The organism is Marinifilum sp. D714 (assembly GCF_030851345.1).
Taxonomy (GTDB): domain Bacteria; phylum Bacteroidota; class Bacteroidia; order Bacteroidales; family Marinifilaceae; genus Marinifilum.
In genome coordinates this window covers 1-4,007 of sequence record NZ_JALPNU010000049.1, presented here as the reverse complement: position 1 = coordinate 4,007, position 4,007 = coordinate 1, and the positions used below count along the sequence as shown (strand labels likewise).

Genomic DNA, 4,007 nt, shown 5'->3' with positions numbered 1-4,007 from the left:
TGCCTAAAGTACTTAAAGTTAAAATACAAGAAATAATTATAGCAGTCAATCATTTAGCATTGCTCTTAATCAAAACGAATAAAATGACGTTATGGTGCTAATACTCTAAGTACTTTAAGTATTCTAAATACTTTAGGCACTTTATTGTATCTATCACCAACAAACAGCACCATTATTATGAAACTTGAGCTTGCTATCTATCAGGATTCTAAAGATATTGACTAGAATTAGCCACAAGAGCCATAATTTTTTATAATTTTACAGCCCCAAACAAAAATTCGAATTATATTACGGATATGGAAAACAAGTTGTTCATTTATAATACACTAAAGCGAAAGAAAGAATTGTTCGAACCTCTTAACGCACCATTTGTTGGTTTGTATGTTTGTGGTCCTACAGTTTATGGCGATGCTCATTTAGGTCATGCGCGTCCGGCCATTACTTTCGATTTACTTTTCAGATATCTTACTCATTTAGAGTATAAAGTTCGCTACGTTCGTAACATTACCGATGTTGGTCACTTGGTGAACGATGCCGATGAGGGAGAAGATAAAATTGCTAAGAAAGCTCGTTTAGAGCAGCTTGAACCAATGGAAGTTGTTCAATATTTTACCGATCGTTACCACAAGGATATGGACGATTTGAATGTACGCAAGCCAAGTATCGAGCCTCGTGCATCGGGTCATATCATTGAGCAAATGGAAGTGATTGATAAATTACTTGACAATGGTTTTGCTTACGAAAGCAATGGTTCTATCTATTTTGATGTTGAAGCTTACAGCAAAAAGCATGAGTACGGAAAATTGTCAGGTCGTAAGATCGAGGAATTGATTTCAAATACTCGTGAGTTGGATGGTCAGAGTGAAAAGAAAAACTCATTCGACTTTGCACTTTGGAAGAAAGCTGCACCTGAGCACATCATGCGTTGGCCATCGAAATGGAGTGATGGTTTCCCGGGGTGGCACTTGGAGTGTACAGCTATGGGTGAGAGATACTTAGGTGAGCAGTTCGATATTCACGGAGGTGGATTGGATTTACAATTCCCTCACCATGAATGTGAAATTGCGCAATCAACCGGAGCTAACGGAAAAGAAGCTGTAAAATATTGGATGCACAACAACATGATTACCATTAATGGTCAGAAAATGGGTAAATCATTGGGCAACTTTATTACACTTTCGAACATGTTCTCGGGAGAAAACGACGTGTTAGATCAGGCTTACAGTCCAATGACCGTTCGTTTTTTCATGTTGCAGGCACATTATCGCAGTCCGCTTGATTTCTCGAACGATGCATTAAGAGCAGCAGAGAAAGGATTCAACAGAATGATGGCAGCAATTGCTACTTTAGATAAAATCCAGACATCAGCTTCTTCGAGTATTCAGGTTGCTGATTTGAAAGCCAAATGTTATGAGGCATTGAACGATGACTTGAACACTCCAATTTTAATCGCTCACCTGTTTGATGGTGTGAAAATGATTAACTCTTTGGCAGCGGGAAGCGAAAGTATTACTGCTGAAGATTTGGAAAGCCTGAAAACATTATACAATACCTTGGTATTTGATGTTTTAGGTTTGCAGGTAGAAGGATCGGATGATGGTGGCAACAATGAATTGCTTGATAAAGTAATTGCCTTTTTGCTTGAAACCAGAAACGAAGCCAAGAAGAACAAAGATTGGGCTACGGCCGATAAGATACGAGATGAATTGACCAATTTAGGCATCGTGGTGAAAGACACCAAAGATGGTTTTGAATGGGAAATCACAAAATAATCATTGAAACTGTCCTGAGTAATCGGGACAGTTTTTTTATTTTTATCAAAGCAAACACTAAACGAAGACTACAATGAAATTTCAAATTCTCTTCTCTTCTCTATTTTTTATTTTATCGGGATGTGGTAGCAATGGTGCTACAAAACCTGAAACTGAGAAAAAGGATCTTGCTCCTGCTGCCAAAACCATCGAGTTTGTAAATAGCATGAGATTAAAAGCGCCAAAAAGAGGAGATGTATTTGCTTATGGCGAAGAGATTGAAATTTTGGTTCGCCCGAAGAAAAAAGCGGGAGATATTGATTCCTTGCAATTGTGGGGCGATGGTGAATTGATACAAACCATTAGCTCAAAACCTTGGAATTTAAAGTGGAAACCAGCAAAGGATAAAATGGGAAAGCACAACCTGAAATTGATGGCTTATCATGAAAATGGTACTATTGGGTTGGTGACCACTTACATCAATTTGAAGTCGAATCAAGCTCCTGCTGAATACGATTACAAGATTGTAAATTCATTTCCTCACGACAGAAGAGCTTACACACAAGGCTTGTTTTTTCATGAAGGATTTTTGTACGAAGGAACAGGTCAGCATGGCGAATCGTCTTTAAGAAAAGTGCGCCTGGAAAATGGTGAAGCCATTTCCATAAAGAATTTGGAACAGGAATATTTCGGTGAAGGAATTACCTATAGCAAAAACAGAATTATTCAGTTGACCTGGCATTCAAGAAAGGTATTTGTGATGGATCCTGAAACTTTCGAACAAATTGATTTCTTCGAACCACAAACCACCAACAACGAAGGATGGGGAATTACCGCCATGAATAATGAACTGGTAATTTCTGATGGCTCAAACATACTTACCATACTTGATGATACCAATTACGGAAAGAAACGCACCATTGAAGTGTACGACAACAATGGTGCAGTTACCAATTTAAACGAGCTGGAATACATTAATGGTAAAATTTATGCCAATGTATGGTTGACCGAGCGAATTGTAATCATCAATCCTAAAACAGGTAGAGTTGAAGGCAACATTCATTTGGGATCTATTCTGAAACAATCGGATAGAATCCACCTGGACAAAAATGACGATGTGCTAAACGGTATTGCCTGGGATGAGGCTACACAAAGAATGTTTGTAACTGGCAAACGCTGGCCGAAGCTATTCGAAATTAAGATTGAGAAGAAGTAGGTAGTAAACCCACTTCAATTAATCCATCTACAAATAAAATGTACTTCTTGTACTCCTCGAGAAGTATTTCTTTGTTCAAAATGATCTGCCCGGTTTGAAGTTTGATATTCAATTGTCCGGCATCATGCTGGATGTTGAAAACAGATAGTTTATCCTGAACCAATAGTTTGCGTATGGCACTGTTCGAGAATAAATTTCTAACTTCTCGTTCTTTATTGGTTGTAAAAGCAATCGTTTTATCAAATTCTGAATCGCCAGTGTGGTGTTTGGAAGAGCTGAATAGTTTTTCGAAGAAACTTTTTCTCCATAAGTATAGATAGAATTTATCCTTTCTCTTTATTTCAGATGTGATCCGTAGCTTGTCTAAATAATACTCTTCGAATTTTCCAGGAGATTGTTGATAGGTTGAGTGAAGTAGGATGTCAACACCTTTATACATTACACTTATTCTTAAGTGATAATAGTCATTTAGAATCACTCCAAAATTTTGACCTTGCTTCGTTACCTCTAACTGGCCACCAATTTCTTTAGCAATTTCTTGCCAAAACACTTTTGGGCTAGTTGTGATCATCAAGGATTCTTTGTTCATTGACTTGTTATTTGTATGGGAAAACAGGATCTTTCTGTTTACTTCTAGGTCTTGATACAATTGAAAAATCAATCCAATAGATTAGATTTAGGTTTAACTATTTTGGATTATTCCATCCAGTTAAAAACTCTCCAAAGACATTATCAAGAAAGACAATTATCACAATAATAGTTGCAATAATTCCGATAACCTTTAATATTTTCTTATTTATTTTTAATAAGGCTTTATAGCTTATTTATTAACGGCTCGAATATGCGTAGTGCGGGATTTCAAGGCACTCCCTTATCAAACCGTTATAAATTTTAATAAATGTACAAAAGTTAAATTACTCACATCACCCCGCATTACGTATATTTATTGTGTGTGCCCTGCATGAGCAAGAGCACACTTATATGTAAGCTCTAGAAAAAGATTAAATATGCAAATATTTGGTCAAAATAGCTAACAATAA

3 protein-coding genes are annotated in these 4,007 nt (G+C 36.9%); 2 read left to right on the top strand and 1 reads right to left on the bottom strand.

Going from position 1 to position 4,007, the window contains the following annotated elements; genetic code table 11:
- The first annotated feature begins 296 nt into the window (after positions 1–296).
- Both cysS and M0051_RS19440 read left to right on the top strand, forming a co-directional pair.
- Positions 297–1,772: a cysteine--tRNA ligase gene (gene cysS, locus M0051_RS19445; protein WP_306743235.1), complete on the top strand. Its 1,476-nt coding sequence runs from the start codon at positions 297–299 to the stop codon at positions 1,770–1,772.
- A 73-nt stretch (positions 1,773–1,845) separates the two neighbouring features.
- On the top strand, positions 1,846–2,967 hold the full coding sequence (locus M0051_RS19440; protein ID WP_306743234.1) for a glutaminyl-peptide cyclotransferase: 1,122 nt from the start codon (positions 1,846–1,848) through the stop codon (positions 2,965–2,967).
- Here the strand turns inward: M0051_RS19440 and M0051_RS19435 are convergent.
- The gene (locus M0051_RS19435) at positions 2,948–3,556 is read right to left on the bottom strand and encodes a hypothetical protein (RefSeq protein ID WP_306743233.1); all 609 of its coding nucleotides are present in this window, start codon (positions 3,554–3,556) and stop codon (positions 2,948–2,950) included. The genes M0051_RS19440 and M0051_RS19435 overlap by 20 nt on opposite strands.
- Positions 3,557–4,007: the final 451 nt, after the last annotated feature.